The sequence below is a fragment of the Pseudomonas furukawaii genome (genome assembly GCF_002355475.1).
In the GTDB taxonomy this organism is placed as follows: Bacteria; Pseudomonadota; Gammaproteobacteria; order Pseudomonadales; family Pseudomonadaceae; genus Metapseudomonas; species Metapseudomonas furukawaii.
This window is the reverse complement of the sequence record NZ_AP014862.1, coordinates 2,426,957-2,450,019: the sequence shown is the minus strand read 5'-3', so window position 1 is coordinate 2,450,019 and position 23,063 is coordinate 2,426,957. Positions and strand designations below refer to the sequence as shown.

The 23,063-nt window shown below is 62.4% G+C and carries 22 protein-coding genes; 12 read left to right on the top strand and 10 right to left on the bottom strand.

The genetic code is table 11. The features are described from left to right. Window positions 1-264 precede the first annotated feature (264 nt). Complete coding sequence (locus KF707C_RS11450; protein ID WP_003449838.1) at window positions 265-1,737, bottom strand: aldehyde dehydrogenase family protein; 1,473 nt, start codon at window positions 1,735-1,737, stop codon at window positions 265-267. A 196-nt stretch (window positions 1,738-1,933) separates the two neighbouring features. On the opposite strand from KF707C_RS11450, the gene KF707C_RS11445 reads away from it, so the two are divergent. Next, window positions 1,934-2,665, top strand: coding sequence for a class II aldolase and adducin N-terminal domain-containing protein (locus KF707C_RS11445; protein WP_003449839.1), 732 nt, complete (start codon window positions 1,934-1,936; stop codon window positions 2,663-2,665). Between the two features lie 139 nt (window positions 2,666-2,804). Here KF707C_RS11445 and KF707C_RS11440 read toward each other — a convergent pair whose 3' ends face one another. From KF707C_RS11440 to KF707C_RS11430, 3 genes are read right to left on the bottom strand one after another with little or no spacing between them, the layout of a single operon-like run. After that, entirely contained in the window at window positions 2,805-3,839 is a 1,035-nt protein-coding gene (locus KF707C_RS11440; RefSeq protein WP_003449840.1) for a GlxA family transcriptional regulator, read from the bottom strand. Window positions 3,840-3,866: 27 nt separating this feature from the next. Further along, the gene (locus KF707C_RS11435) at window positions 3,867-5,528 is read right to left on the bottom strand and encodes a choline dehydrogenase (RefSeq protein ID WP_003449841.1); all 1,662 of its coding nucleotides are present in this window, start codon (window positions 5,526-5,528) and stop codon (window positions 3,867-3,869) included. A 22-nt stretch (window positions 5,529-5,550) separates the two neighbouring features. Next, window positions 5,551-6,720: an aromatic ring-hydroxylating oxygenase subunit alpha gene (locus tag KF707C_RS11430; protein ID WP_003449844.1), complete on the bottom strand. Its 1,170-nt coding sequence runs from the start codon at window positions 6,718-6,720 to the stop codon at window positions 5,551-5,553. Window positions 6,721-6,996: 276 nt separating this feature from the next. Here KF707C_RS11430 and KF707C_RS11425 point away from each other — a divergent pair, with 276 nt between their 5' ends. Then, a complete protein-coding gene (locus tag KF707C_RS11425; RefSeq protein WP_003449845.1) occupies window positions 6,997-7,941 on the top strand; it encodes a choline ABC transporter substrate-binding protein in 945 nt (314 codons plus the stop codon). A 276-nt stretch (window positions 7,942-8,217) separates the two neighbouring features. Here KF707C_RS11425 and KF707C_RS11420 read toward each other — a convergent pair whose 3' ends face one another. After that, window positions 8,218-8,955 carry a hypothetical protein gene (locus KF707C_RS11420; RefSeq protein ID WP_003449847.1) on the bottom strand — a complete coding sequence of 246 codons (738 nt, stop codon included), beginning with the start codon at window positions 8,953-8,955 and terminating at the stop codon, window positions 8,218-8,220. Window positions 8,956-9,225: 270 nt separating this feature from the next. After that, on the bottom strand, window positions 9,226-9,441 hold the full coding sequence (locus KF707C_RS11410) for a hypothetical protein (protein WP_036992013.1): 216 nt from the start codon (window positions 9,439-9,441) through the stop codon (window positions 9,226-9,228). A gap of 92 nt (window positions 9,442-9,533) precedes the next feature. Between KF707C_RS11410 and KF707C_RS11405 the strand changes: the two genes are divergently transcribed. From KF707C_RS11405 to KF707C_RS11395, 3 genes are all read left to right on the top strand, one after another. Beyond that, window positions 9,534-9,740, top strand: a complete 207-nt coding sequence (locus KF707C_RS11405) for an Hsp20/alpha crystallin family protein (RefSeq protein WP_003449848.1) — start codon at window positions 9,534-9,536, stop codon at window positions 9,738-9,740. 72 nt (window positions 9,741-9,812) lie between these two features. Then, window positions 9,813-10,625, top strand: coding sequence for a formate/nitrite transporter family protein (locus tag KF707C_RS11400; protein WP_003449850.1), 813 nt, complete (start codon window positions 9,813-9,815; stop codon window positions 10,623-10,625). Between the two features lie 537 nt (window positions 10,626-11,162). Then, window positions 11,163-11,585, top strand: a complete 423-nt coding sequence (locus KF707C_RS11395; RefSeq protein ID WP_036992016.1) for a hypothetical protein — start codon at window positions 11,163-11,165, stop codon at window positions 11,583-11,585. 692 nt (window positions 11,586-12,277) lie between these two features. On the opposite strand, the gene KF707C_RS11385 is transcribed toward KF707C_RS11395, so the two are convergent. From KF707C_RS11385 to KF707C_RS11375, 3 genes are all read right to left on the bottom strand, one after another. Next, a complete protein-coding gene (locus tag KF707C_RS11385) occupies window positions 12,278-12,610 on the bottom strand; it encodes a type II toxin-antitoxin system HicB family antitoxin (protein ID WP_003449856.1) in 333 nt (110 codons plus the stop codon). Next, entirely contained in the window at window positions 12,607-12,798 is a 192-nt protein-coding gene (locus KF707C_RS29740) for a type II toxin-antitoxin system HicA family toxin (RefSeq protein ID WP_269148422.1), read from the bottom strand. The genes KF707C_RS11385 and KF707C_RS29740 overlap by 4 nt, the downstream gene beginning before the upstream one ends. Window positions 12,799-13,661: 863 nt before the next feature. Continuing rightward, window positions 13,662-14,324 carry an SDR family NAD(P)-dependent oxidoreductase gene (locus KF707C_RS11375; RefSeq protein ID WP_269148421.1) on the bottom strand — a complete coding sequence of 221 codons (663 nt, stop codon included), beginning with the start codon at window positions 14,322-14,324 and terminating at the stop codon, window positions 13,662-13,664. A gap of 601 nt (window positions 14,325-14,925) precedes the next feature. Here KF707C_RS11375 and radC point away from each other — a divergent pair. Continuing rightward, window positions 14,926-15,432 (top strand): RadC family protein, encoded by a 507-nt coding sequence (gene radC / locus KF707C_RS11370; protein WP_003449866.1) that lies wholly within the window; start codon window positions 14,926-14,928, stop codon window positions 15,430-15,432. Between the two features lie 262 nt (window positions 15,433-15,694). On the opposite strand, the gene KF707C_RS11365 is transcribed toward radC, so the two are convergent. After that, entirely contained in the window at window positions 15,695-16,408 is a 714-nt protein-coding gene (locus tag KF707C_RS11365; RefSeq protein WP_003449868.1) for a DUF6901 family protein, read from the bottom strand. 190 nt (window positions 16,409-16,598) lie between these two features. Between KF707C_RS11365 and KF707C_RS11360 the strand changes: the two genes are divergently transcribed. The 6 genes from KF707C_RS11360 to KF707C_RS11335 all read left to right on the top strand — a co-directional run bounded on the left by KF707C_RS11360 (window position 16,599) and on the right by KF707C_RS11335 (window position 23,061). Beyond that, window positions 16,599-17,252 (top strand): response regulator transcription factor, encoded by a 654-nt coding sequence (locus KF707C_RS11360; RefSeq protein WP_051050702.1) that lies wholly within the window; start codon window positions 16,599-16,601, stop codon window positions 17,250-17,252. Between the two features lie 865 nt (window positions 17,253-18,117). Then, on the top strand, window positions 18,118-19,401 hold the full coding sequence (locus KF707C_RS11355) for an ATP-binding protein (protein WP_003449869.1): 1,284 nt from the start codon (window positions 18,118-18,120) through the stop codon (window positions 19,399-19,401). Next, window positions 19,398-20,738: an HD domain-containing phosphohydrolase gene (locus KF707C_RS11350; RefSeq protein ID WP_003449871.1), complete on the top strand. Its 1,341-nt coding sequence runs from the start codon at window positions 19,398-19,400 to the stop codon at window positions 20,736-20,738. Before KF707C_RS11355 ends, KF707C_RS11350 begins: the two co-directional genes overlap by 4 nt. After that, entirely contained in the window at window positions 20,738-21,277 is a 540-nt protein-coding gene (locus tag KF707C_RS11345) for a response regulator (protein WP_036992018.1), read from the top strand. The genes KF707C_RS11350 and KF707C_RS11345 overlap by 1 nt, the downstream gene beginning before the upstream one ends. Further along, complete coding sequence (locus tag KF707C_RS11340; RefSeq protein WP_003449876.1) at window positions 21,270-21,938, top strand: GTP-binding protein; 669 nt, start codon at window positions 21,270-21,272, stop codon at window positions 21,936-21,938. The genes KF707C_RS11345 and KF707C_RS11340 overlap by 8 nt, the downstream gene beginning before the upstream one ends. Continuing rightward, window positions 21,931-23,061 (top strand): sensor histidine kinase, encoded by a 1,131-nt coding sequence (locus KF707C_RS11335; protein ID WP_003449878.1) that lies wholly within the window; start codon window positions 21,931-21,933, stop codon window positions 23,059-23,061. The genes KF707C_RS11340 and KF707C_RS11335 overlap by 8 nt, the downstream gene beginning before the upstream one ends. Window positions 23,062-23,063 lie beyond the last annotated feature (2 nt).

Here is a 23,063-nt window from a genome sequence, read left to right as displayed (position 1 = left end):
GCCAAGCCGTATGGCCCCCGTCGCGGAAAACGATGGAAGCGGCCAGAGCGTCACGCACCGCCTTGCCTACCGACAATCGATATTTATGCACCATTGGATTGAGTTTCAGGCAACCGAAAATCGGTCCTTCGGCGAGGCCCGCAAGACAGAGGTAATGATCGAGACAACCATGAAGCGCACCGGGGGGCGGATACCGTCGCCCCAGCCGATCCGGGTCGAGGAGGCCCCCGGAATGCCGCCCGCCGGCGCGTCCTGGCTGAAGCCTTACACGCCAAACCAGTTGAGAGCCGCCGGACTGGTATTGAGATAGAGATGCTTCAGCTCGCTGAACTCCTCGAACCCCGCCCGTGACAGTTCGCGACCGATTCCACTGGACTTGTAGCCACCCCAGGGCGCCTGGGGAAAGGCAGCGTTGTAGTCGTTGATCCATACGGTGCCGACACGCAGCCTGCGCGCCACCCGATGGGCCTTGGCGAGATCGCCGGTCCAGACCCCTGCGGCCAGGCCGAAGGGCGTGCCGTTGGCCAACTGCAACGCCTCGGTTTCGCCCCTGAAACGCTCCACCGTGATCACCGGCCCAAACACCTCTTCGCGGGCGATAGACATGGCCGCATGCACATCGGCCAACAGGGTAGGCTCCAGCCAGAAGCCACGCTCGAACCCTTCTCCCTGGGGAATCCGCCCGCCGGCCAGGAGCCGGGCGCCTTCCGCCAGCGCACCCTCGACCATGCCCAGCACCTGGTCGCGCTGCCCGGCGGAGATCACCGGCCCCATCTGCGTACCCTCGGCCAGCCCGTCGCCCAGTCGTATGCGCCGTACCCGGCATGCCAGGGCGTCGACAAAGGAATCGTGGATATCGTCTTCCACCAACAGACGCGAGCCAGCCGAACAGATCTGGCCGGCGTTGAAATAAACGGCGTTGAGTGCCTGGTCCAGGGCCACTTCGAAGTCGGCATCGGCAAAGACGATGTTGGAGTTCTTGCCTCCCAGCTCCAGCGCCACCCGCTTGAAGTTGCCGCTGGCCGCGCGCATCACCTTGCCACCGGCGGTCGCGCCGCCGGTCAGGGACACCAGATCGACATCCGGGCTGGCGGCCAGCCGTTCACCGATTTCCCCAGGCCCGGTGAGCAGATTGAATACGCCCGCCGGCAATCCAACCTGCTCGATCAGCTGGCACAGGCGCAGGGCGGTCAAGGGCGTGAGGCTGCTGGGCTTGATCACCAGGGTATTGCCGGCCGCCAGCGCGGGGGCGACCTTCCAGGCGAGTTGCAGCAATGGGTAGTTCCACGGCGCGATCAGGGCGCAGACGCCTACCGGCTCGCGCTGATTGAAGCTGATGACATGGGCCGGCGCCTGGGTGTTGACCGTGCCGCCCTCCCCCTCCAGCAACGCGGCGTAGAAGCGGAAGGTCGCCACCACATTGGCAACGTCGCCCTGGCTCTCGCCAAGGGTCTTGCCGGCGTTGCGGGTTTCCAGCCGCGCCAGCTGCTCGCCGTCGGCCTCGATGGCAGCGGCGATCCGCCGCAGTATCGAAGCCCGCTCGCAGACGCCCAGCCAGGGCCAGTCGCCCTGATCGAAGGCCCGTCGGGCAGCGGCGATGGCCGCCGAGGCATCCGCTGCGCCGGCCACCGCCACCTGCGCCAGCAGGTCCTCATTGGCGGGGTTGATCACCGGCCGCAACAACGGCTCCGCGGGGTCACGCCAGCAGCCGTCGATAAAGAGTTGATGGAAGCTCATGGCACATCTCCTGTGTCCGGTCTGAAGTTGGTGCCACTGTCGGCCGACTCGAGGGGGATGGATTGATGGAATACGGCGAATCGCTGGCGCATTCCATCGGTTGAAGGAACGCGCCAGGGAAGGTCGTTCGGCATCAAGTTGCGTGGTTTCGGCTCCTTAGACTCGAAGCCAGCAACCCACCCCGCATGGAGTCCCCATGAACGAGCACAATCACTGGCAGGCACGGGTCGATCTCGCCTGCGCCTTCCGCTGGGCCGCCCGCCTCGGCCTGCACGAGGCTATCGCCAACCATTTCAGCCTGGCGGTATCCGCAGATGGCCGGGAGTTCCTGATCAACCCCTACGGCAAGCACTTTTCGGAGATCCGCGCCAGCGACCTGATCCTGGTCAACGCCGATGACCCCGGCACCCTCGATCGCCCTGACGCTCCGGACATTACCGCCTGGGCCCTGCACGGCGCGCTGCACCGCAACCAGCCCCAGGCGCGCTGCGTGCTGCACACCCACTCCAGGTACGCCACGGCATTGGCCTGCCTGGCCGACTCGCGGCTGCCGCCCATCGAGCAGAACTGCATGCGCTTCTTCGAGCGACTGGCGATAGACGAAGGCTTCGATGGCATGGGCCTGGGTGACGAAGCCGAGCGGGTCAGCCGCCTGCTGGATGGCAAACCGGTGCTGTTGCTGGGCAGCCACGGCGTGATGGTCGCGGCCACCAGCGTGGCCCAGGCCTTCGATGACCTCTACTACTTCGAGCGCGCCTGCGAGATCTACCTCACCGCCCTGGCCACCGGCAGGCCGCTGCGCATCGCCAGCGACGAAGTGGCGCGCAAGACTGCCCGGCAATGGCTGGAGTACCCGGACTTCGCCGAAAAACACTTCGCGGCGCTCAAGCGCATTCTGGATCGGGAAGAGGCTGGGTATTCGTCGTAGCGACAACAGGACTCGATGCCAGGCACGGAGATTCCGCGCCGGAAGATGGTCCCAACGCCCGCCCTCTCCCCCGAAGGGAGAGGGCCTTCCACGGCAGGAACGCTTTCACGCTCGGGGCGGCTCCAGTGGCCGCCCTACCCTAGGTTCCTTGCCGAGTCAGCGGCTGCCTCATCACGGGTGCCGTCCAGGTCTGGCTGCGGTCCTCGCTGGGTGGGCAACCGAAGCGCGCGCGGTAGGCGCGGGAGAAGTGCTCCAGCGATCCGAAGCCCGAGCTGGCGGCGACCTGGGAGACGCTGAGGTTGGTCTGTTGCAGCAGGTTGTGGGCGCGGGCCAGTCGCAAGGCGATGTAGTACTTCAGCGGCGATAGGCCGGTGTGCTGCTTGAACTGACGCTCCAGCTGCCGACGTGACAACCCCACACGGCTGGCGATGGCTTCGCAGTCCAGGGGTTCTTCCAGGGTCTGCTCCATCAGGCGCACTGCGCGACGCAGCTTGCCTTCATGCAGCGGCTCAGCCCTCTGACCGTCGTCCAGCTGACTCTCGGTGGGCGCACGCACCTGCCCGACCAGGAGGTGCATACCGATCTCCCGGGCCAGGTCGGCGTCGATGCGGCTCCCCAGCCAGGTCAGCATCATGTCCAGGATGGCCGCCGCACCGGCGCAGGTCAGACGCTGGCGATCCAGGCAGTAGAGCTGAGCGCGGGAGCGCACCCTGGGGTAACTCTCCTGGAAGCCGGGCAGGTTGTCCCAGTGCACGGCCGCGTCATAGCCATCCAGCACGCCGGCGGCGGCCAGCAGTTCGGTACCGGTTTCCACGCCCACCAGCACGGCGCCGAACAGCGCCTGTTTGCGCAGCCAGCTTTTCAGCAGGTTGTTGCGGCAGTGTCGATGGACATCGAAGCTGGCGATCACGAAGCAGAGGTCGAACTCCTGCTCCGGGCTGATACCCGCCTCCACCTGGCTGGAAAGGCCATTGCTGGCCTGTACCGGCTCACCGTCCAGTGACAGCAGGGTCCATTGGAACAGCCGCTTCTGGCTCAGCCAGTTGGCGATGGCCAGCGGCTCGGCGACCGCGGCCAGCCCCAGGCTGGGGAATGAAGGCAAACACAGCAGCCCGACGCGCAACGGGCTTTCACCGGCTGCCAGGGCACGCTCCTTGGGGTTCAGGCCTTCCACGCTCGGCACCTCGCTCGAGTGCTCTGATTATCGTTGCTGTCCACGCCAGTCCGGATGAGTCCACACCGGGACCTGGGCCGCAGGCAGGGGTACCAGGCCCCGGATCATATCGCTGGCCTTCTCCGCGATCATCACCGTCGGCGCATTGGTGTTGCCACTGACGATGATCGGCATGATCGAGGCGTCCACCACCCGCAGACCGTCCAGGCCATGCACCCGAAGCTCTGGATCGACCACCGCCTCCGGGTCGGAGGCCGGGCCCATCTTGCAGGTACCGCTGGCGTGGTAACCGGTTTCGGTCACCCGCCGAGCCCAGGCGTCCAGCGCCCCGTCGCTGAGGCTTTCCGGCCCCGGCACCAACTCCCTGCCTTTCAGCGCGCGCATGGCCGGCTGTTCGATGATTTCCCGCACCAGCCGCGCACCGGCGCGCATGTCGGCTCGATCCTGCTCGGTCTTCAGGTAGTTGAACTGAATCCGTGGCGGCAGACGTGGATCGGCACCGCGAAGGGTGACGCTGCCAAGGCTGGTCGGTCGCATCAGGTCAATGTGGATCTGGAAGGCATGCGACGGCACCAGGTCGACGCTGCCCGGCTGCACGGCGAGCGGCATGAAGGTGAGCTGCAGGTCCGGGTGCTCGACGCCCGCCCTCGAGCGTATGAAGGCACCCGCTTCGAAGTGGTTGCTGGCCGCCAGGCCATCATGGCTGACGAACCAGCGAGCGCCGATCCACCATTTGCCCGGCGCGCGGGTCCAGGGATAGATGGATACCGGCTGCTTGCACAGGTATTGCACCACGGTGTCCGGATGGTCATTGAGACGGCGGCCGACGCCTGGCAGATCATGGACAAGGGGCAGACCCTGGGCCCTGACCTCTTCCGCTGGACCAACGCCTGAGAGCAACAGCAGTTGCGGCGAGTTGATCGCCCCGGCGGCGAGGATCACCTCGCGGCGGGCACGGGCCTGGTGCACCTGGCCGTTCTGCTCGTACTCGATACCACAGGCGCGGCGCCCCTCGAAGAGAATGCGCAGGCTCAGCGCGCCGGTGGCGACCGTGACATTGCCACGCAGCAGTGCTTCGGCCAGATAGCCACGGGCGGTACTCCATCGCTTGCCCTTGCGGGTGGTGCGGTCCACCGGCCCGAATCCTTCCTGTCGAAAGCCATTGAGGTCGCGACTCTGACCATAGCCGGCCTCCACTCCGGCCTGGACGAAGGCGGAACAGAGAGGCGTATCGATGTTGCCTGCCGTCACGTGCAGGTGCCCAGCGTCGCCGTGGTAGGCATCCGCACCCCGTTCATGGTTCTCCGCGCGGATGAAATAGGGCAGCACTTCCTGGTAGCTCCAGCCATGACAGCCTTGCTCGGCCCAACTGTCGTAGTCGCGTGCGTGGCCACGGATGTAGACCATCCCATTGATGGATGAGGAGCCACCCAGGGTGCGGCCACGTGGCGTGCCGATGCGGCGGTTGTCGAGCCAGGGCTCTGGCTCGGTGCTGTAGCGCCAGTTGTAGCGGCTGCCCCCCACGACGATGCCGACCGCGGACGGCATGTCGATGGTCCAGCTCTGGTCCATCGGCCCGGCCTCCAGTACCAGCACCTTCACGCCAGGCTCGGCGCCAAGACGATTGGCCAGCACGCAGCCGGCCGAGCCGGCGCCGACGATCAGGTAGTCGAATTCATGTGCAGACATGGCATCTCCTCCGAAAGCGGGCTCAGGCCCGCTCCTCGCCATGAATGCCCTGGAACACCAGACGATGGAAGTGATGCACCAGGTGCTCGCTTTCGTTGCTGCGCTGGGCGTCGATCATGTAGCGCCCCTGGTCGTAACCGAGGGAACGCAGCCCCTTCTGCACGGTGATGTTGAGCTCGATGTCTTCCGGCCCCAGTTGCTCATTCATCCAGCGCATGCAGGCCTTGCTGACCTCCGCCGTCTCCTCGTTCGAGCTGTAGTAGCCGAAGCGCAACAGGGAACGCTCGGCATCCAGCGGAATCATGATGAAGGTGCCGAGGAACTCGGAGAACGGGAAGGTGTAGAAGGTGTTGTTCGGCCACATGCCGATGTTGAAGAAGCACTCGTTCGGGTTCGGATCGTTGCGCAACTTAACCCCATAGGCTTCACCGGCCTGGAGATTGGCCGGAGCGATGTAGGTCCACCAGTTGTCGCGCTTGGTCAGGCGGTAGCCCTTGAAGTCGATCAGCTTGGCCAGGTCGATGTGACAGGGGCCTGACAGCTTGAAGTGATAGCCCTCGATGGAGTTGTCCATGATCACCTTCCAGTTGGCAGGCACGATCACGTCCTGCTCCTCGATCAGGCGCATGCGCTCCAGGTCGGGGAACACCCGGTGCATCTCCTCGTCGGCACCGGGGAACAGTTCGGCCAGGGAGGGGGCACCGGGATCGAAGTTGAAGTAGACGAAACCACCCAGCTCCTCCACCCGCAGTTGCGGAATGTTGAACTGCTGCGGCTCGAAATCCTTCATGCGCTCGCACCGCGGTGCGCTGCGCAGGCTGCCATCCATCTCGTAACACCAGGAGTGATAGGCACAACGCACAACGCCTCCGGTGGTGCCGCGACGACCGTCCAGCAGGCGGTTACCACGGTGCTGGCAGACGTTGTGGAAAGCGCGAATCTCACCCTTCATGTTGCGCGCCACCACCACGCTCTGGTCGAACAGGTCCACCACTACATACTGGCCCGGCTCACGGAACTCGCTCTTGTGCCCGGCGACATGCCAGGCCCGCATGAAGATACGGTCGCGTTCGGCCTTGAACAGGCCCTCATCGAAGAAGTAGCGCGACGGCAGGGTGAAGGCGGTCTCAGGGTCCTGCTCGGCCCAGCCTTCGATTGAGGTTTGCAGCTTGATGGCTTCGACGGATTGCATGATGGGTTCTCCTCCCAGGTGTTGTTCGTGCGGCTCGGCGGCCTGCTTGGGGAGCCAATCTAGGGGAGCGAAACGGGGCGGAATTGACGTCAAGCGACGAGTTGCCAACGGAAAAGATCAACACCCGACCCTGCCGTTCCCGGCTGCGGCAGAAGATGTCGCTTCCCATCAAGTGGCCGGTTCGGCGCTTCCTATGCTCGGGCAAGCGAAGGGGTCCGAACCGCCCTTCCGCACCCTGTCGCCTTCCCCCGCCCCCGCCTGAAAGGAGCGTCAAACATGTCGAAGAACGTCCTGCGCCTGCTCGCTGCAGCCCTGCTGATCAGTCCCCCGCTCAGCGCCCTGGCGACCGAGCCCGCCAGTTGCCGGACCGTACGCCTGGCGGAGGTCGGCTGGGCCGATATCTCCGCCACTACGGGTCTGGCCAGCACCGTGCTCAAGGGGCTCGGCTACAAGCCGCAGAGCCAGCTGGCTTCCATTCCCATGGCCTATCTGGGCATGGAGAAGAACGACATCGATGTCTACCTGGGCGCCTGGATGCCCTCGATGGAAGTGATCGCCAGGCCCTTCCTGGAAAAGGGCAGCGTGGAAAGGGTTCGCACCAACCTCACGGGCGCGAAATACACATTGGCGGTGCCGGACTACACCTTCGACGCCGGATTGCAGGACTTCAAGGATATCGGGCGCTTCCGCCAGCAACTGGCCGGAAACATCTACGGCATCGAACCCGGCAATGACGGCAACCTGCTGATCCAGAAACTGATCGACGAGGGTCACTTCGGCCTGAACGGGTTCAAGCTGGTGGAGTCGAGCGAAGCCGGGATGCTGGTGCAGGTGCGGCGCGCCGTGCAGGCGAAGAAGCCACTGGTTTTCCTGGCCTGGGAACCACACCCGATGAACACCAAGTTCGCCATCCGCTACCTCAGCGGTGGTGATGCCAGCTTCGGCCCTGATTTCGGCAGCGCAGTGGTGGATACCCATACTCGCAGGGGCTACAGCGATGAGTGCAGGAACGTTGGCGCCTTGCTGAAGAACCTGGAGTTCAGCCTGGCCATGGAGAACCAGATCATGGGCGCCATCCTCGACGACAAGGAGCAACCCGAGAGGGCTGCAAAGGCATGGCTGAAAGCCAATCCGCAGGTGCTGGACAGATGGCTGTCGGGAGTATCGACCTACGATGGAGAAGCCGCTGTCCCGGCGGTGAGGGCGAGTTTGGGGTTGTAATCGGGCCTCTGGACACGCCTTGGGTCAGCGAGACGAATGGGTTGTGTCCACAGACTCAGCAGAGACTCAGGGCACTGTTTCGGTACGCGAACGGGCAAAAGGCTTCACCGCACAGGTGCCAGCTCAGCACGCTACGAAGCGCTTAGTGACAAGTTCCCAGGGAGGGGGCGGCTGCTGTTCCACTCGTTCGATCCGGAAGCGCAGGTCCCGTCCCCACACCGCCTGCGCAGCATCCGACCGCCGGGGTCGAGTCGACCCGAGTCAGAGCGCAGGGGTCTACTCAGACTCGTAACTGATGTTGCTCAGGTCAATCGCGACCAGCAACTCAGCCTCAATCGCTCGACCGCTCGAGTCCCGTCGATAAGCCCTGCGCTTGCTCGGCATGCAGAGCCCGCTGGCCGAGATGTAGTCATGCACATACTGGGCAGCCGGAATGCCGCCACTGACATCGACGCTGTAGTCATGCCGACGCAGAAGGAAGTCGTCGCCGAAGTAGAAGTCCTGCACCTCGCAATGGGTGGCGACACTCTCGGGAAAACGGACCCTCAGGCGACGCCAGCGTTCGGCTCCTTCCCGCCAGGGTTCGACCTCCTCTGCCAGCACTCCCGGCAAGCAGAAAAGGAAGGGCATGGTGAGGTAGGACCAGAGTGCGTAGCCATTGAAGTAGGCACGATGCAGTGGATCCCAGGGGGTCGTTTCACCATGCCCCTGAAACGAGCTTCTCGGGTCGAGGCGCTCTGCCACCACCTCCCCCTCTGTCGTCTCGATGGCGATGCGCCCGGGACAGTAGGCCGTACGCTGATTCGGCGCACCGAAGGGCGTTACCGAGGCGCGCTGCTCGTGCAACCAGACCGACATCCGACGCGACTGGCTGTCCTGCCGCAAGCCTTTCAAGTCCCACAAGATGCCGCTGCTGGTGATACTGGCTTCCACGCGGCTGAACCGGCGCCAGCGCTCGATGCCACCATGGGCGTCCAGTACCCGATCAAGCAGTTCAGAATCCCGGTTGCTCATGTCATTTCCCTCCTTCGGGTAGCGGTTGCCCGAGCACAGCCCTGATTCGAGCGGCGATGTGATCGCAGTGGGTCTCCAGGGCAAAGTGTCCGGTGTCCAGCGACTCGACCGTCGCAGGCGGCACATCCTGTGCGAATGCCGAGTTCCGCCTTATGTTGCCGGTGCAGCCCAGCTCCAGATCAGGCTGGACGTTTCTGTAGCTTAGGCTTTCCGGCAAGCGGCCATCGAGCACGATGACTTCAGGGGCGATGCCGAACGATGGGCCAGTGATCAGCGCGGCGCCGTGCCGTGCACCACCAGGGCCGCTGGAGCTGGGAACAGGCAGCGCCGGACAAGGCGCAGGCTCGTCTCTGCCCGGCCTGCCGACGCATTGCCGACGACCAACCGGCCGGCACCCTGCATCTGGCCGGTGGCTTCCTGGCGGCACACCGCGAGGAGGTGCTGGGCCTGATCCACAACACCGAGGCCGCAGAGAAGGCCCAGCATGCCCTGGAGCGTCTGATCAAGGTCAGCGAGCAGCAGGGCGGTCTGCGGAGGAGGGGAACCACCTGGAGGTGCATTGGTCGCGCGACTGAACCATGGGGATCAACCTGCCCAGCGGCAACCTCGTGCCCAAGGGCAAGCGGCGCGAGAGCAACGAGGAGAAGAAGGACTATTCTCTGTCCAAGCGCATCGATGTGGGGAGGATCGACCTCAGCCTCGACAGAAGTGTCCTGACCATATCGATGCCAAAGAAGCCCGCGGCGATCAAACCGGAGAAGGTCGTTCCGATCAAAGCGAACTGAATAGCCACCCTGCGCGAGTCCCAGCCGAGTGAATAGGGGCTCTTATCGCTGGGTATTTCTGGCGGGCCCTGCATGGCTGACCAGCACCTGTTCCATGACGCCTACCAGCCCGCCCAGATTGCGCGACGCGTGCAGGAAATGGGCGTCGCCAAGGCGCGCGCTGCTCCTCTCCGGCTGTTCGTACTGGCGCTGCTCGCCGGTGCATTCATCTCGCTCGGTGCGCTGCTGTTCGGTGTGATCGTAACCGGGAGCAATCTCGGCTTCGGCGTCACTCGCCTGCTGGGCGGGCTGGGCTTCTGCCTCGGTCTCGTGCTGGTGGTGATTGGCGGTGCGGAGCTGTTCACCGGCAATAATCTGCTGGCGATGGCCTGGGCCAGCCGCTTGATCAGCACGGGCGAGGTGCTGCGCAACTGGTGCCTGGTCTACCTGGGTAACGTGGTTGGCTGCCTGGGCACCGCACTACTGGTGCTCGGGGCCAACACCGCAGGCATGGGCGAAGGTGCGGTGGGCGAGTCCCTGCTTCGGATCGCCGAGGACAAAGTCGCGCTGTCCTGGCTCGAAGCCTTCTTCCGGGGCGTATTGAGCAACACCCTGGTCTGCCTGGCGGTTTGGTTGGCGATGGGCGGGCACAGCGTCAGCGACAGGATCCTGGCCATCATGCTGCCGATCAGCGCTTTCGTGACCGTCGGCTTCGAACATTCCATCGCCAACTGGTTCTTTCTGCCGTACGGCCTGGCGCTGGCTGGACCGGACCGCCTTGCAATACTCGCCGTCGCCGGCAACCTGATCGCCGTCACCTTCGGCAATATAGTCGGCGGCACGCTGCTGGTTGCCGGTGTGTACTGGTTCGCTTACCTGCGCGGCGAAGGCGCTCGGGAGGAATGACCAGCACGGATTGGCACTGACACCTTCGGCCGTCGCATGCAGCAGACCGAGCTGGACTACTACGTCGGCTCCGAGGCCGGCCCCCGGACCGACCCTGACGGTCGCCCCACTCCTGATATCCCCCCGGTGCGCTACTCGCCAGTTTTCGGTAAACGAAACCGTTAGCCACCGCACTCGAGAAAACGGTTACGCGATGCTGCGTACGCTCCGCCTGTCGGCCTTACGAGCGGCCCGGGTGTTCGCCCTGCGAGACACTTTTCATTGTTCGCACGTCGATGTTGACGATCTGGTACAGGGGCGACCAAGGAGCCAGCGCCCCTTGTACTCCGGGCTATTGCGGCGTACCACCGCGCCAGGATCCTGTCGGCCCTTGTGTCGCCGCCTTTACAGCGACTTGCAAGCGGATCACGGGGATATCCCCCAGGTCACTGAAAACAAAGAAAAGAATGGACCTGGCATGGCTCCTGCCTCGCACTGGTGAACGCAGCCTGTGGGTGCAGCCGATAAGGGAGATTCGCCATGGGACGATCATGACTGATGCGCAGCATGCTGTACGCCTTCGCGCTTGCTGTGACCCCTGCCCCCTTCATGACTGTCTGGGCCGCCGATGGCGACGTCATCCTCGAGCGTGATGTGCAGTCCCGCGTGGCCACCCGCGCTCCCCTGATGCCTGACCCCAATCCTCGCGTGGTCAATCCCGGCGCCGTTGCGCGAGACACCACGCTGGAAGTGACCGACAGTGACTTCGCCAACGTATCCAGTGGCATGGCACTGCCGGATCGGACCATCCAGAACCAGGTCGTGAACAACCCCGCCCTGTCCGGCAACCTGGCCCACCAGGCCATACCTGACGCCGGGGCCACACACTCCGGCGGAGGTTCTGGACGCTCGATTTCAGGCCAGGTCAACCCGAGCATCCAGCAGGGGCTGCGACCGCTCCAGCCACTGGGAGGACGCTGAATGCGCCTGGCAACCGGAATCCTGTTGCTCACTGCCAGTCCCTGGTTGCTGGCGGGCGAACCTGTCCAGCAAGGCCGTATTCGACGATATCTGGAACCAGTGGATCGGAGACGATCCGCAATGCTGGCCCCAACGTTCGTGCATTGGTGTTGAGCTCGGAGGTTCACTGCTCATTGAAATCACCGCCGTTGCATTGCGTCAGCGTGAGCGGCAGTAATTCTATCTTGCCGTCATGATGATTGGTCTGAAGCGTACTTGGCTGTTACGGAAACTGCGGAGTGAGTTTGGCGTGCAAATCGACGCACTCGTGGTCCATCTTGAAGGACAGCAGGTATGTAATCCGCTCAAAGTAATCGCCGTTGGAAATGCCCTGATCGCGAAGGGCATGGGCATAGTTCCAGACTTTGGAAACGAGTTGTTCGTTGGTCGTTAGCTTAACTCGGTCATAATGAAACCGTTGAGCAGCAGTCCAACGTCTTGACTTTTCATTCAGATCCCATCTGCCTTGTCCCCAGTCCCTGGACATGGGACAAGCACCGTGGCGTGTACCGAGCACACCGGACAGCGCAAAACCACGATGAATGGGAACGTAACTTTCTGGAGAGTTTTTAGCTGACGGACCTGAAGCACGATATACAGTTGCGACTCCCCCCGCTTCCTATGCGCTACAGAAGAGTCGGCAATCCCTGCCGTTACGCATGCGCAGCGCGCTCGAATACCTCGTCCGCCCATTGGTTCAGGCTTTTTCCAGCAGCCTGGGCGGCGATAGTGGCGGCTGCATGTACTTCTGGACGAATACGCAACATCACCTTGCCGGATGCCGGCTTCTCCGGGCTAACCCCTCGCTCGGCACAGTCGGCCAAGTAGTCATCCACTGCAAACTGAAACTCTGCACGCAGTCCTGCCACCGACTCTGCATGAAAGCTGATGATGTCCCGCACGCCCAACAAACGGCCGACGAATATATCATCACGCTCATCGAACTCGATGCGAGCAATGTAGCCTTTGTAACTCATGCTATTCATAGTTCAACTCCTGCCCGCTGCAAGAACTCGCGAGCCTCTTCTACCTGATACTTCTTTGCCTCTTTCCCAGGATGCGGGCGATGGCAGCGCCATTGCACATCTCCCAGTACGAGCTTGACCCGGGATCCCTCACGCTCCAGCACCTGACCGCCTAGGTGTAGAACCAAGGCCTCGATATCGGAGAACACCACCGCCGCACTGGTCGGCGTACGAAAAATGGCCTCAAGGGTTTTGCGGTGTCGATTTTTCACGGCAAGAATGATAGCAGAAAGAGATAGCACAACAAGCCGTTCAATCGGGGACGCTCTATTGCGCCAGGTGAATCACCGTCCAGCATCGGTTGATACGCCTATCACTACACGTACGCCGCCTCAACAATGCTGAAAATAGCCGCAGTACGGCGTGTTGAGGAGCCTGTTTGCGAGAGAATGTCGAGCGCTCTTGGTAAACTTGCGTCCCGATCTCCTCGACCCGGATTCATTGGGGTGCAGCGGAGCGAGCCTTCGACACTCGTTCGAGCTCGAATGGCAACCAGGGCAATCGGCCCTTCCGGCCGCTGGTAGAGAGGAACTCTACAAGAGCTACGTTTCATCTTCTGCTTGGAATAATGTTCGTGCCCCTCCGAAAACACGTTGAAAACGCGACACACTAAATGCCCCTAGAATCAGCTTCCGCACCAGCAACCACGCGCCCTGCCCTGTCCCGCCGCTTCTCCGTGGCGCCGATGATGGATTGGACGAACTGAACCTCAAAAGCCCTTAAACTATTGGTCAGAGCAGAAACTCGAGAGCGATCCGTACCACTTTTTTACCACCACGGTTTCGCTGCTTGCTCTGCTCTGGTTCTGCTCGATGAGATGGTCGTGCTGTTTCGTCATACGCTTTCCGAAGCACAAGAAGGCGCAAGGTGAACGAGAGCGTCATGACCTCCCCCCACGACTGGCCATCCGAACATGGAGGTCACATCAAATCAACGGGGGCTACCGCCAGCTGTTGTCGAACCAAAACTTACCCACTGCCTGAGATGAGTGCACGTTATCCGAACAGCTTTTTCAGGGTTTACCCGCGGGAACCGACAGCGTGATACCGCCGTCATCGGGCCAGCTCATCATGCCTGGGGCGGCTCCTGTACCACCATCGACATGCAGCACCTGGCCGGTGATCGAACGGGCAAGGTCAGAGGTAAGGAAGAGCACGGCATTCGCAAGATCATCGGTGGAAGGTGGAACGCCAAGCGGGATATACATTTCGAAGGCCTTCATCCACCATTCGGGCGGCACATCGGCGTTCATTTCCAGGACATCCGCTGGCAGCGCCTTGCGGTTCCCCGGGCTGTCAGTGGTATCGGGCGCGATGACGTTGACACGCATGCCCTCGGGGCCAAGCTCCAAGGCCATGGCCTTGGAGAAATTGGTAGTGGCCGCTTTCGCCCCGGCGTAGACGGCAAACCCGCCAGCGGCCCGATGCGCCTCGATCGTGGTGAAGTTGATGATGCAGGCGCCACCGCGGCTGCGACGCAGCAACGGCACCGCGTGACGCGTCGACTCGATCACATAGCCGAAATTGCGCTGGATGTCGTCCACGCAGGACTCCGGCGACTTGTCCATCAGCGGCTGCATACGCACCCCACCGACGACGTTGACCACCACCTCGACGCCGTCGAAGGTAAGCGTACGGGGAATACGTCTTGCGCAGGTCAGCCCGGCAAGAGCCATCGCGAGCATGCCGAGTGGACGCCGCAGCGGCTGATCCGCCGGGCCGTGCAGACCGGCCCGAACACCGTCAGCCTTCTCGCCTAGCACCACAACAGCCGCCGTTTCGCGCACCGATGCCCGCGAAGCCAGCTCTACGCCATTTAAACAGGCCAGGAAGGAAGGTTCTGAGCTAACGGAGTGCATGGGGTCAGCGTCCTGCCTGTTTGCACTTCGTTAGCGCAGCGACCGGAGCATATTTCGGTAGTGGACACTTGCCTACCCTACAAGGGTGGGTCATTGGTCACATAGCGAGAATCTGTCTCCTGCCTCCCGCAGTGCGTGGTGCACGCCATGGCTGCAATTCTGCTGCTTGCCCACAACGCCTCCGGGCGTTTGTCGCCGGGTCAATAGAGCCTGCGCGCTGCGCTTGCTGGTGGCGCCTGTGAGATCGGTGGAATAACGGTCTTGCTGTTTCCTCTCACCCTATCACGGCGTTCTCGCCGTCAAGGGCTGCATGCGCTTCGCGCATTTGCAGCAAAGCCGGCTATCGCCCCCTGACTGCTGTGCTGCGCCGTGCTGAACCGGTTCCGGGCAATTCCGCCCGAGCAACTGGAGCACGATCATGTCGCAGTTTTCTCTCGCCTTTGACGCTTCCCTGATGATTCGCGACGAGCAAGGTCGCTACCTGCCGGCCACTGCCGAACAGATACTGGCCGCGGCGCGCAAAGTCATCGAGCAAAAGGTTCAACGAGGCGAAGCCTTCACGTCACCAGAGCTGGTCAAGGAGTACCTGATCGCCAAGCTGGCTGGATTCGAGCACGAGGTTTTCGCGACACTGTTTCTGGATGCCAAGCACCACCTGATCCAGTACGTCGAGATGTTCCGCGGCACCATCGACAGCGCCTCGGTCTACCCGCGCGAAGTGGTCAAGGAAGCACTGCGCATGAATGCCGCTGCAGTGATTTTCTCGCACAACCATCCGAGTGGGCCCCCGGAGCCGAGCCAGGCGGACAAGGTGATTACGCAGCGCCTGAAAGAAGCCTTGGCGCTCGTCGACGTGCGCTCGCTGGATCACATCATAGTGGCAGGCCAACGCACGGTGTCTTTTGCCGAGGGTGGGTTGCTCTGAACCGCGGGGGCTTCGACCCCCTTTTTGCTGCGCCCGAGAGCGCCCCTAGCTCTCCTGCCAGCTCATGCCAGGGCGACTGGAGCCACACCGCTTCACGCCCGCCGCAGCCCTTATACTGTGACATCATCCCGGATCGAGCGCAGCTGAGCGGCATCCAGGTTCATGCGGCAAATCACGTTGAACAGTTGCTTGAGCAGTTCATCGCCGATTCGCTCGGCAGCACGCATAACGGCTACAGCGGCGGCCTCGTTGTGAATTGCATCTAGATATCTATAGAGGCATCAAAGTACCAAGAGAAATAGCTATCCAGATCCCCTTCGCTCTGCTCCAGGCTGTACAGGGTGTCGGCGGCGAGCAGATCCAGCAGGACCAGGCCGTTGAGGCTGGAGTCCTCGTTGCAGGCCGCCTGCAGGCGCTTGGCCATGCCCTGATTGACCTTGCGCAGGTTGCGGTAGCCCTCGCGCAGGCCGTCCAGTTGCCAGTCCGCGACCAGGCCTTTCTGCGCCTTCAGGTGCTGCCCGAGCAGGTAGGTGCCAAGCACCCGGAACAGCGTCTCGTCGCTGCTGCTGAAGGGGAGATGGAACCAGGCCATGGCCTCCAGAAAACGGGTATGTGGACAGCCGCTGGTGGCGCCGAGCAGGCCGAGCAGCGAGCCCGCCGCGCGTTGCAAGGTGGTGCGCTGGCGCACCTCGCGCCCGCGGTGTTGCACCTGTACTTCGACCGCCTCGAACGACGCGTGCCCGGCCAGCAGGCGCACCGGTTGCTGCAGTGCCAGGGCGAAGGGACAGGCACGCTCTGCCTCGGCCTCGGCCTTAAGCGGGCAATGCGGACATTGCTGGAAGGCCAGACGCGCCCAATCGGGGACGTTCTGCGCCGGGGCGCACGCCTCTCCCAAGCGAACCCGCAGCTCCAGCGCCGCCTGCCCGGCGAAAGCCAGCCGATAGTCAATGATCTGTCGCTCAGAATCTAATGTCATGACCAGCCTCCGGTTGTATTCCAAGTTCGCTCAGGCTATTAAATCACCACGCGCTCTAGACAAAGGGCTTGCCACACGGCCGCCGTAACCATCTGGTCTCAACACCATAAAGAGCCGTTTCAAAGAGCAGGTTTTCGGTAGTCAATTATCGATAATCATTGAAAAAACAGGTAGCAACAGAGAGCTTTACGTGAACAAACACAAAGAAAAAATCATTATTCATATCGTCGACGATGACCACGGCGTACGCGCCGCCCTGAATCGTTTGCTTGTAAACGCAGGCTACGATGTAAAGCTTTACTCAAGCGGGGCAGATTTTATCGAAAAATATGATAACAGCCCCGGCTGCGTGATTCTCGATCTTGCAATGCCTGGCCTCAGCGGCGAGCAAGTTCTCCACAAAATAACCAAGACCCGACTTAACTTGGTCGTATTGATACTCACCGGCCATGCAACCATCGAAACCGCAATCAAACTGATCAAAGCCGGCGCGATAGACATTATAGAAAAGCCATTTTATAACGATCAGCTACTTGAAAAATTGAGAAACCTGCTGGAACCAGCTCAAGCTTTTTTCGCCAAAAACATGCTAATTTCCGACTACCAAAAGCGCGTATCATCCTTAACGCCAAGCGAACGATCCGTAATGGATCTTTTGCTAACGGGAATGACCAGCCGAGAGATTGCCAGTCACCTTCACAACAGTAAAAAAACCATTGACATACATCGCGCCCGCATAATGAAGAAGATGGATGCCACCTCTCTTCGCGACCTGCTGGAGGGCTGGATCAGACTAGGCGCATCAGCACCAGCGGATCACCACCAAAATCAAAAAACGTTTTAACACCGGAACTCTGGGCTCTACATAGGTACCTGTACCTATACCCAAGCCACGCGGACCATCAGTAGCCTTGCAGCAACTCGGCATGCAGTTGAAAATTGCTCCCAGACACAACGGCAACCTGACATCCAACTACCACCGTCAGAGACATGAACTCAAACATCCATCAACCAGACCCAATAGAGCCCATGCCTTACATAGATATTCTAGTTATCTGGGTGGAAACTCAGCATTCCTGAAAGATGCCGGACTCGAAGATTCCGAAAAGATAATCTGGCTGTCCGATTACGACCTGCCATGGAAGGGGCATGCCAACAGCATCATTCGAAAAGATCAAGACATCATTACGGAAAAATCAGCCAGATTAAGTCAACGATACTATTACCGAGGGCCGACAATGCCCTGCACCTCATCCATATACAGAAATACCCAATTACAACGAGTTGCGGGAGGATCACCGGCATTATCTGCGTTTACTACGGACCAAGCACAGCCTCTACTCAATAGCGGCGTCCTCGTCAAAACCTGATTTCCTCTCCTAGGCAATTGAACTGCTCGCTCACTTATGAATAACCTCAAAATATAACGAGGAACCTTCTATCCGCTGCATGGCTGCTCCTCTTATGAAAAGCGCTTCCAGTAACTCAAAGCCACAGCCGTAGCGCTTTTGCAAGCCCCTGCAGATAAGCGCCACTGAACGGTACGCCAGCCGTACCCCTCGGTGGCCGACGATAGTTGGACTGCTAGCGCCTCTATCTCATTGGGCTAGCCTTACGGCAGTGTCGACAGCGAGGCATGCCAAATCGCCATCACCCCAATGAATCCCGGCAATCGACGCCCCGATAATCTCAGCCAGGCTGGAGTCAACATGGACAACAATCCAAGAAGCCTTTTCCATGAGCTGGTCGAGCAGATCGAAATAGGCGTCATCATTCTGGACGATGAACTCCGCGTGATGACTTGGAATCGTTTTATCAGCGAGCGTAGTGGCAGGCCGCTGGAGCAAGCACGGGGAAAACCCTTCGTTGATGTCTTCCCCGAAGCCAACGGCGAGCACTTCGTGAAGGTCGTTAAACTAGCTCGCGAGCGCGCCAAGCACGTCTACAGTCACTGGCTGGACAATCTGCCGCTGGTCAAGCTCAGCAGCGACAGCGACGAACACGAGCGGCAGCTGCAGAGCACCTTGTTCTTTCCCTTCGAGGCGGCGAACGGCGAACGCTGCTTCGGTCTGCTGATGTACGACACCAACGCAGTCGCCAAGACGAGCGAGCACCTGGAGACGGCGCTGAAGGCGCTCAACCATAAACAGAGCGAGCAGGAACAACTGCTACGCAAGCTGGAAACCGCCAACAGCCAGCTGCTGCAGTCGGAGAAGCTGGCGGCCATTGGCCAGTTGGCCGCCGGGGTGGCGCACGAGATCAACAACCCCATCGGCTACGTATTTTCCAACCTCAAGTCCCTCGACGGCTACGTCCGCGCCCTGCTGAAGATCACCGATGCGGTGGATAGCGCCACCGATCTGGACGAGCTGCGCCAACTCAAGCGCGACCTGGAGTACGACTACATCCGCGGCGACGTGGAAGCACTGATCAACGAGTCGGAAGATGGCATCGACCGGGTCAAGCGCATCATCAGCGCGCTCAAGGACTTCTCCCATATCGAGGAGGAGGAATTCCGCCCCGCCGACCTGCACCGCGGCCTCGACACCACGCTCAACGTCGTCAACAACGAGCTCAAGTACAAGGCCGAAGTGGTCAAGGAATACGGCGTGCTGGCGGAGGTGGAGTGCATCCCCTCGCAGATCAACCAGGTGGTGATGAACCTGCTGGTCAATGCCGCCCACGCCATCGAGCAGTTCGGCCGCATCACCCTGCGCACTGGCAGCGACGGCGTCTGGGCCTGGATCGAAGTGGAGGACACCGGCAAGGGCATCGACGCCAAGACCCTGAACCGCATCTTCGAGCCCTTCTTTACCACCAAGCCGGTGGGCAAGGGCACCGGACTGGGTCTGGCGCTGTCTTACAGCATCGTGCAGAAACACAACGGCCGTATCGAGGTCGACAGCGCACCAGGACTCGGCACGCGCTTCCGGGTCTGGCTGCCCGTGCGGCAGCCAGACTCCGTGGCGCAACAGGACGCAACGACGGCATGACCAGCGCCACGCCCGCCTCGCTCGCCACCCTGCTGTTGGTGGACGACGAGGACAATATCCTCAACAGTCTGCGCCGCGTGCTGCGCAACGAGCCCTATCGACTGCTCACCGCCGGCAGCGGCGAGGCCGCGCTGGCCCTGCTCGAGCAGCAGTCGGCGGACCTGGTGATCTCCGACGCGCGCATGCCCGGCATGGACGGCGCCACGCTGCTGGCCGAGGTGCAACAACGGTGGCCGCAGTGCCTGCGCATCCTCCTCACCGGCTACGCGGACATCACCACCACGGTCAAGGCGATCAACGAGGGGCAAATCTACCGCTACATCAGCAAGCCCTGGGACGACGGCGAGCTGCGCCTGATCATCCGCCAGGCCCTGGCCTTCCAGCATTCCGAACGCGAGCGCCTGCGCCTGGAAGCCCTTACCCGCGAGCAGAACGAGCGCCTGCAGGAACTCAACGCCACCCTCGAACAACGCGTGCGCGACCGCACCGCCGAGCTGGAACAGACCGCCGACATGCTTGACCTGGCCTATGCCGAGATGCGCCGCAGCTACGTCACCGCCACCGAGGTGTTCGCCAACCTGGTGGGCCAGCGCCTGAGCAAGGAGCGCCAGACCAACACCCAGGTGATCGCCCTGGTCAAGGCCTTTGCCGAGCATCACCGGCTCGATGAGCGCAGCAGCAACGACCTGGCCATGGCCGCCGCACTGTACAACATCGGCAAGCTGACCTGGGACGACCACCTGCTCAGCCGCCCCTCCGACACCCTGTACAAGGAAGAACGCACGCGCTACCGCCAGTATCCGGCGCTCGGCGAGAGCTTGCTGATGACCCTGGAACCCGTGCAGGACGCCGGCCGTCTGATCCGCCACCACCAGGAGCGCTGGGACGGCAACGGCTTTCCCGACCGCCTGGAAGGCGTCGCCATTCCCTTCGGCTCGCGACTGCTCAAGCTGGCGGTGGACTTTATCGAGCTGCAACGCGGCCTGGTGCTGGAACGCCGACTCAACCGCGACGAAGCGCTGCTGCTGATCAAGAAGTACGCCGGGCGCCTCTACGATCCCGAGTTGTGCGACACCTTCATCGAACTGTGCACCAGCCTGGCGCCGGATCTGGTGCTGGCCGACGCCAGCATCCTCGCAGTGGACACCCGGCGGCTGGAGCCGGGCATGCTGCTCGCGCGCAACCTGCACGCCGAAAACGGCATGCTGCTGCTCAACGAGGGCAAGCCGCTGACTCGGGCGCTGATTGATAAGTTGATCGCCTTCGAGGCCTCCGAAGGGGGACGCTACACCCTGTTCGTGCGCAAGCCCGATGGGGCTCAACCGGGAGACGCATGATGATCAAGATCCAACTGGTGGACGACGAACAGCACATCCTCAGCGCGCTGCAGCGGGTGCTGCGTCCGCAACACTGGGAAGTGCATGCCTTCAGCGACGGCCAGCAGGCCCTGCAGGCTCTCACCGAGCACGAGTACGCGGTGATCGTGTCCGACTACAAGATGCCCAACCTGGACGGTATCACCTACCTGCAGTTCGCCAAGCAGCGCCAACCCAACGCCATGCGCATGCTGCTCAGCGCCCATGGCGACCGTCAGTCGATGATGCAGGCGATCAACCGAGCGGAAATCTACCGCTTCCTGTCCAAGCCCTGGGAAGACTACGAGATCGAGACGGCGCTGAAGGCGGCCATCGACCTCTACCTGCTGCGCGACGAGAACCAGCGTCTGCTGGCCCAGGTGCGCAGCCAGAAGAGCACCCTGCAGCGCCAGGAACAGGAGCTGCGTCGCCTCGAAGCCGAACACCCGGGCATCACCCGCGTGCGCCGCGACGAACAGGGCGCTGTGCTGCTCGACGGCGACGAGTCGGACCATGGCTGACTACCAGCCCCACGAGCGCAAGCTCAGCCTCAAGGTGGTCTATTACGGGCCGGCGCTGAGCGGCAAGACCACCAACCTGATGCAGCTGCACACCCTGCTGCGGCCGCAGCGCAAGGGCGAGCTGATGGTGCTGGAGACCCGCGACGACCGCACTCTGTTCTTCGACGTGCTGCCCATCGGCCTGCGCGGCGCCGCCGGCCTCGACCTGCGCCTGAAGCTCTACACCGTGCCCGGCCAGGTGCAGCACGACAGCACGCGCAAGGCCGTACTGTCGCGCGCCGACGGGGTGATCTTCGTCGCCGACTCGCAGCCGGCGCAGCAGGACAACAACGCCAACGCCTTCGACAACCTGGCCGACAACCTGCAGAAGCTGGGCATGGACATCGAACGGTTGCCGCTGGTGGTGCAGTTCAACAAACGCGACGTGGCCGACGCGGTGGCCGAGGCCGACCTGCAGGCGCGCTGGGCGCAGACGCCCTGGGCGCCGCTGAGCATGGCCTCGGCGCTCAACGGCCAGGGCGTGGTCGAAAGCTTCCGCCAACTGCTCGCCCGCCTCTACCCGCAGCTCGACCGCGAATACCGCCTGGCCGAGACCCAGGGCATCGACGCGGCCAGCTTCGTGCGCCTGCTCAGCGCGGCGCAGAGGGACAACGATGCGTAGCTTTGACGACGATCCGCGCCTGGCCGAACTGCTGCCGAGCGAGCGCCAGCAGCAGTTGCTGCAACTGCTGCAAGAGCTGAGCGGCCACGCCCTGCAACTGGACGAACAGCCCAGGTCGGGCGCCAAGGCGGTGGAGTTCAACCTGGAAACCCTCGGCTGGCTCAGCTGCCCGACACAGCCGCAACTGCAAGCGGCCGTCGCGCGTCTGCTGGAGTTCGTACTGTTCTACGTCGGCAAGTACCGCCTGGCCGCTAACCTGCACCACGACGCCAGCGAAGCCAGCTTCGCCGAACTGCAGCGCCAGCATGCCGCCCTGCAGGCTTCCGAGGCGCGCTACAAGGCGCTCTCCGCACAGCTGCAACGGCGCGTCGAGGAGCAGGTCAAGGTCATCGAACAGACCCAGCAACAGCTCTACGAAAGCGCCCGCCTGCGCGCCGTCGGCCAGCTCGCCGCCGGCGTCGCCCACGAGATCAACAACCCCATCGGCTTCATCGCCAGCAACCTGAGGGTGGCCGGCGACTACCTCGACGAACTCGGCGAAAAGCTCCCGGGCGACCACGCCACTGGGCTGATCCTCGAGGATTTCCGCGCCCTGCTGCAGGAGTCGGAAGTCGGCACCCAGCGCATCGCCGCCATCGTCGCCGACCTCAAGACCTTCGCCAATATCGATCAGGACGATTTCGTCCCCTGCGACCTCAACGCCCTGATCGCCAGCACCTGTCACCTGCTGCAAGCCGAGAGCAACCAGGTGCTCGACATCGAGCTGAAGCTTGCCGAGCTTCCAGAGCTGGCCGGCTACCCGGCGAAGATTTCCCAGGCGCTGTATAACGTGCTGGACAACGCCGCCAAGGCCATTGCCGAGCAGGGGCGCATCCGCGTCACCAGCCGCCTGGGCGAACAGGGCACGGCGGAGGTACTGGTGGAAGACAACGGCTGCGGTATTGCCGTTGACGACCAGGCGCGCCTGTTCGACCCCTTCTTCACCACGCGCCCGGTCGGCTCGGGCACCGGCCTGGGCCTTACCGTGGCGCGCGACATCATGGCCGCGCACCAGGGCGAGATTCTGGTACGTAGCAAGCCTGGCACCGGCACCCGGGTCACCTTGCGTTTTCTGAGTCGCTGAGG

Excerpts from the sequence above, each read along its gene's own strand:
- KF707C_RS11410 (WP_036992013.1), bottom strand. The coding sequence starts at position 9,441 with ATGCTGGGCCTTCTCTGCGGCCTCGGTGTTGTGGATCAGGCCCAGCAC.
- KF707C_RS11365 (WP_003449868.1), bottom strand. The coding sequence starts at position 16,408 with ATGACATTAGATTCTGAGCGACAGATCATTGACTATCGGCTGGCTTTC.
- KF707C_RS11405 (WP_003449848.1), top strand. The coding sequence starts at position 9,534 with ATGGGGATCAACCTGCCCAGCGGCAACCTCGTGCCCAAGGGCAAGCGG.
- KF707C_RS11345 (WP_036992018.1), top strand. The coding sequence starts at position 20,738 with ATGATCAAGATCCAACTGGTGGACGACGAACAGCACATCCTCAGCGCG.
- KF707C_RS11385 (WP_003449856.1), bottom strand. The coding sequence starts at position 12,610 with ATGAATAGCATGAGTTACAAAGGCTACATTGCTCGCATCGAGTTCGAT.
- KF707C_RS11445 (WP_003449839.1), top strand. The coding sequence starts at position 1,934 with ATGAACGAGCACAATCACTGGCAGGCACGGGTCGATCTCGCCTGCGCC.
- KF707C_RS11400 (WP_003449850.1), top strand. The coding sequence starts at position 9,813 with ATGGCTGACCAGCACCTGTTCCATGACGCCTACCAGCCCGCCCAGATT.
- KF707C_RS11420 (WP_003449847.1), bottom strand. The coding sequence starts at position 8,955 with ATGAGCAACCGGGATTCTGAACTGCTTGATCGGGTACTGGACGCCCAT.
- KF707C_RS11450 (WP_003449838.1), bottom strand. The coding sequence starts at position 1,737 with ATGAGCTTCCATCAACTCTTTATCGACGGCTGCTGGCGTGACCCCGCG.
- KF707C_RS11435 (WP_003449841.1), bottom strand. The coding sequence starts at position 5,528 with ATGTCTGCACATGAATTCGACTACCTGATCGTCGGCGCCGGCTCGGCC.
- radC (WP_003449866.1), top strand. The coding sequence starts at position 14,926 with ATGTCGCAGTTTTCTCTCGCCTTTGACGCTTCCCTGATGATTCGCGAC.
- KF707C_RS11355 (WP_003449869.1), top strand. The coding sequence starts at position 18,118 with ATGGACAACAATCCAAGAAGCCTTTTCCATGAGCTGGTCGAGCAGATC.
- KF707C_RS11335 (WP_003449878.1), top strand. The coding sequence starts at position 21,931 with ATGCGTAGCTTTGACGACGATCCGCGCCTGGCCGAACTGCTGCCGAGC.
- KF707C_RS11375 (WP_269148421.1), bottom strand. The coding sequence starts at position 14,324 with ATGGCTCTTGCCGGGCTGACCTGCGCAAGACGTATTCCCCGTACGCTT.
- KF707C_RS11350 (WP_003449871.1), top strand. The coding sequence starts at position 19,398 with ATGACCAGCGCCACGCCCGCCTCGCTCGCCACCCTGCTGTTGGTGGAC.
- KF707C_RS11395 (WP_036992016.1), top strand. The coding sequence starts at position 11,163 with ATGCGCAGCATGCTGTACGCCTTCGCGCTTGCTGTGACCCCTGCCCCC.
- KF707C_RS11430 (WP_003449844.1), bottom strand. The coding sequence starts at position 6,720 with ATGCAATCCGTCGAAGCCATCAAGCTGCAAACCTCAATCGAAGGCTGG.
- KF707C_RS11340 (WP_003449876.1), top strand. The coding sequence starts at position 21,270 with ATGGCTGACTACCAGCCCCACGAGCGCAAGCTCAGCCTCAAGGTGGTC.
- KF707C_RS11425 (WP_003449845.1), top strand. The coding sequence starts at position 6,997 with ATGTCGAAGAACGTCCTGCGCCTGCTCGCTGCAGCCCTGCTGATCAGT.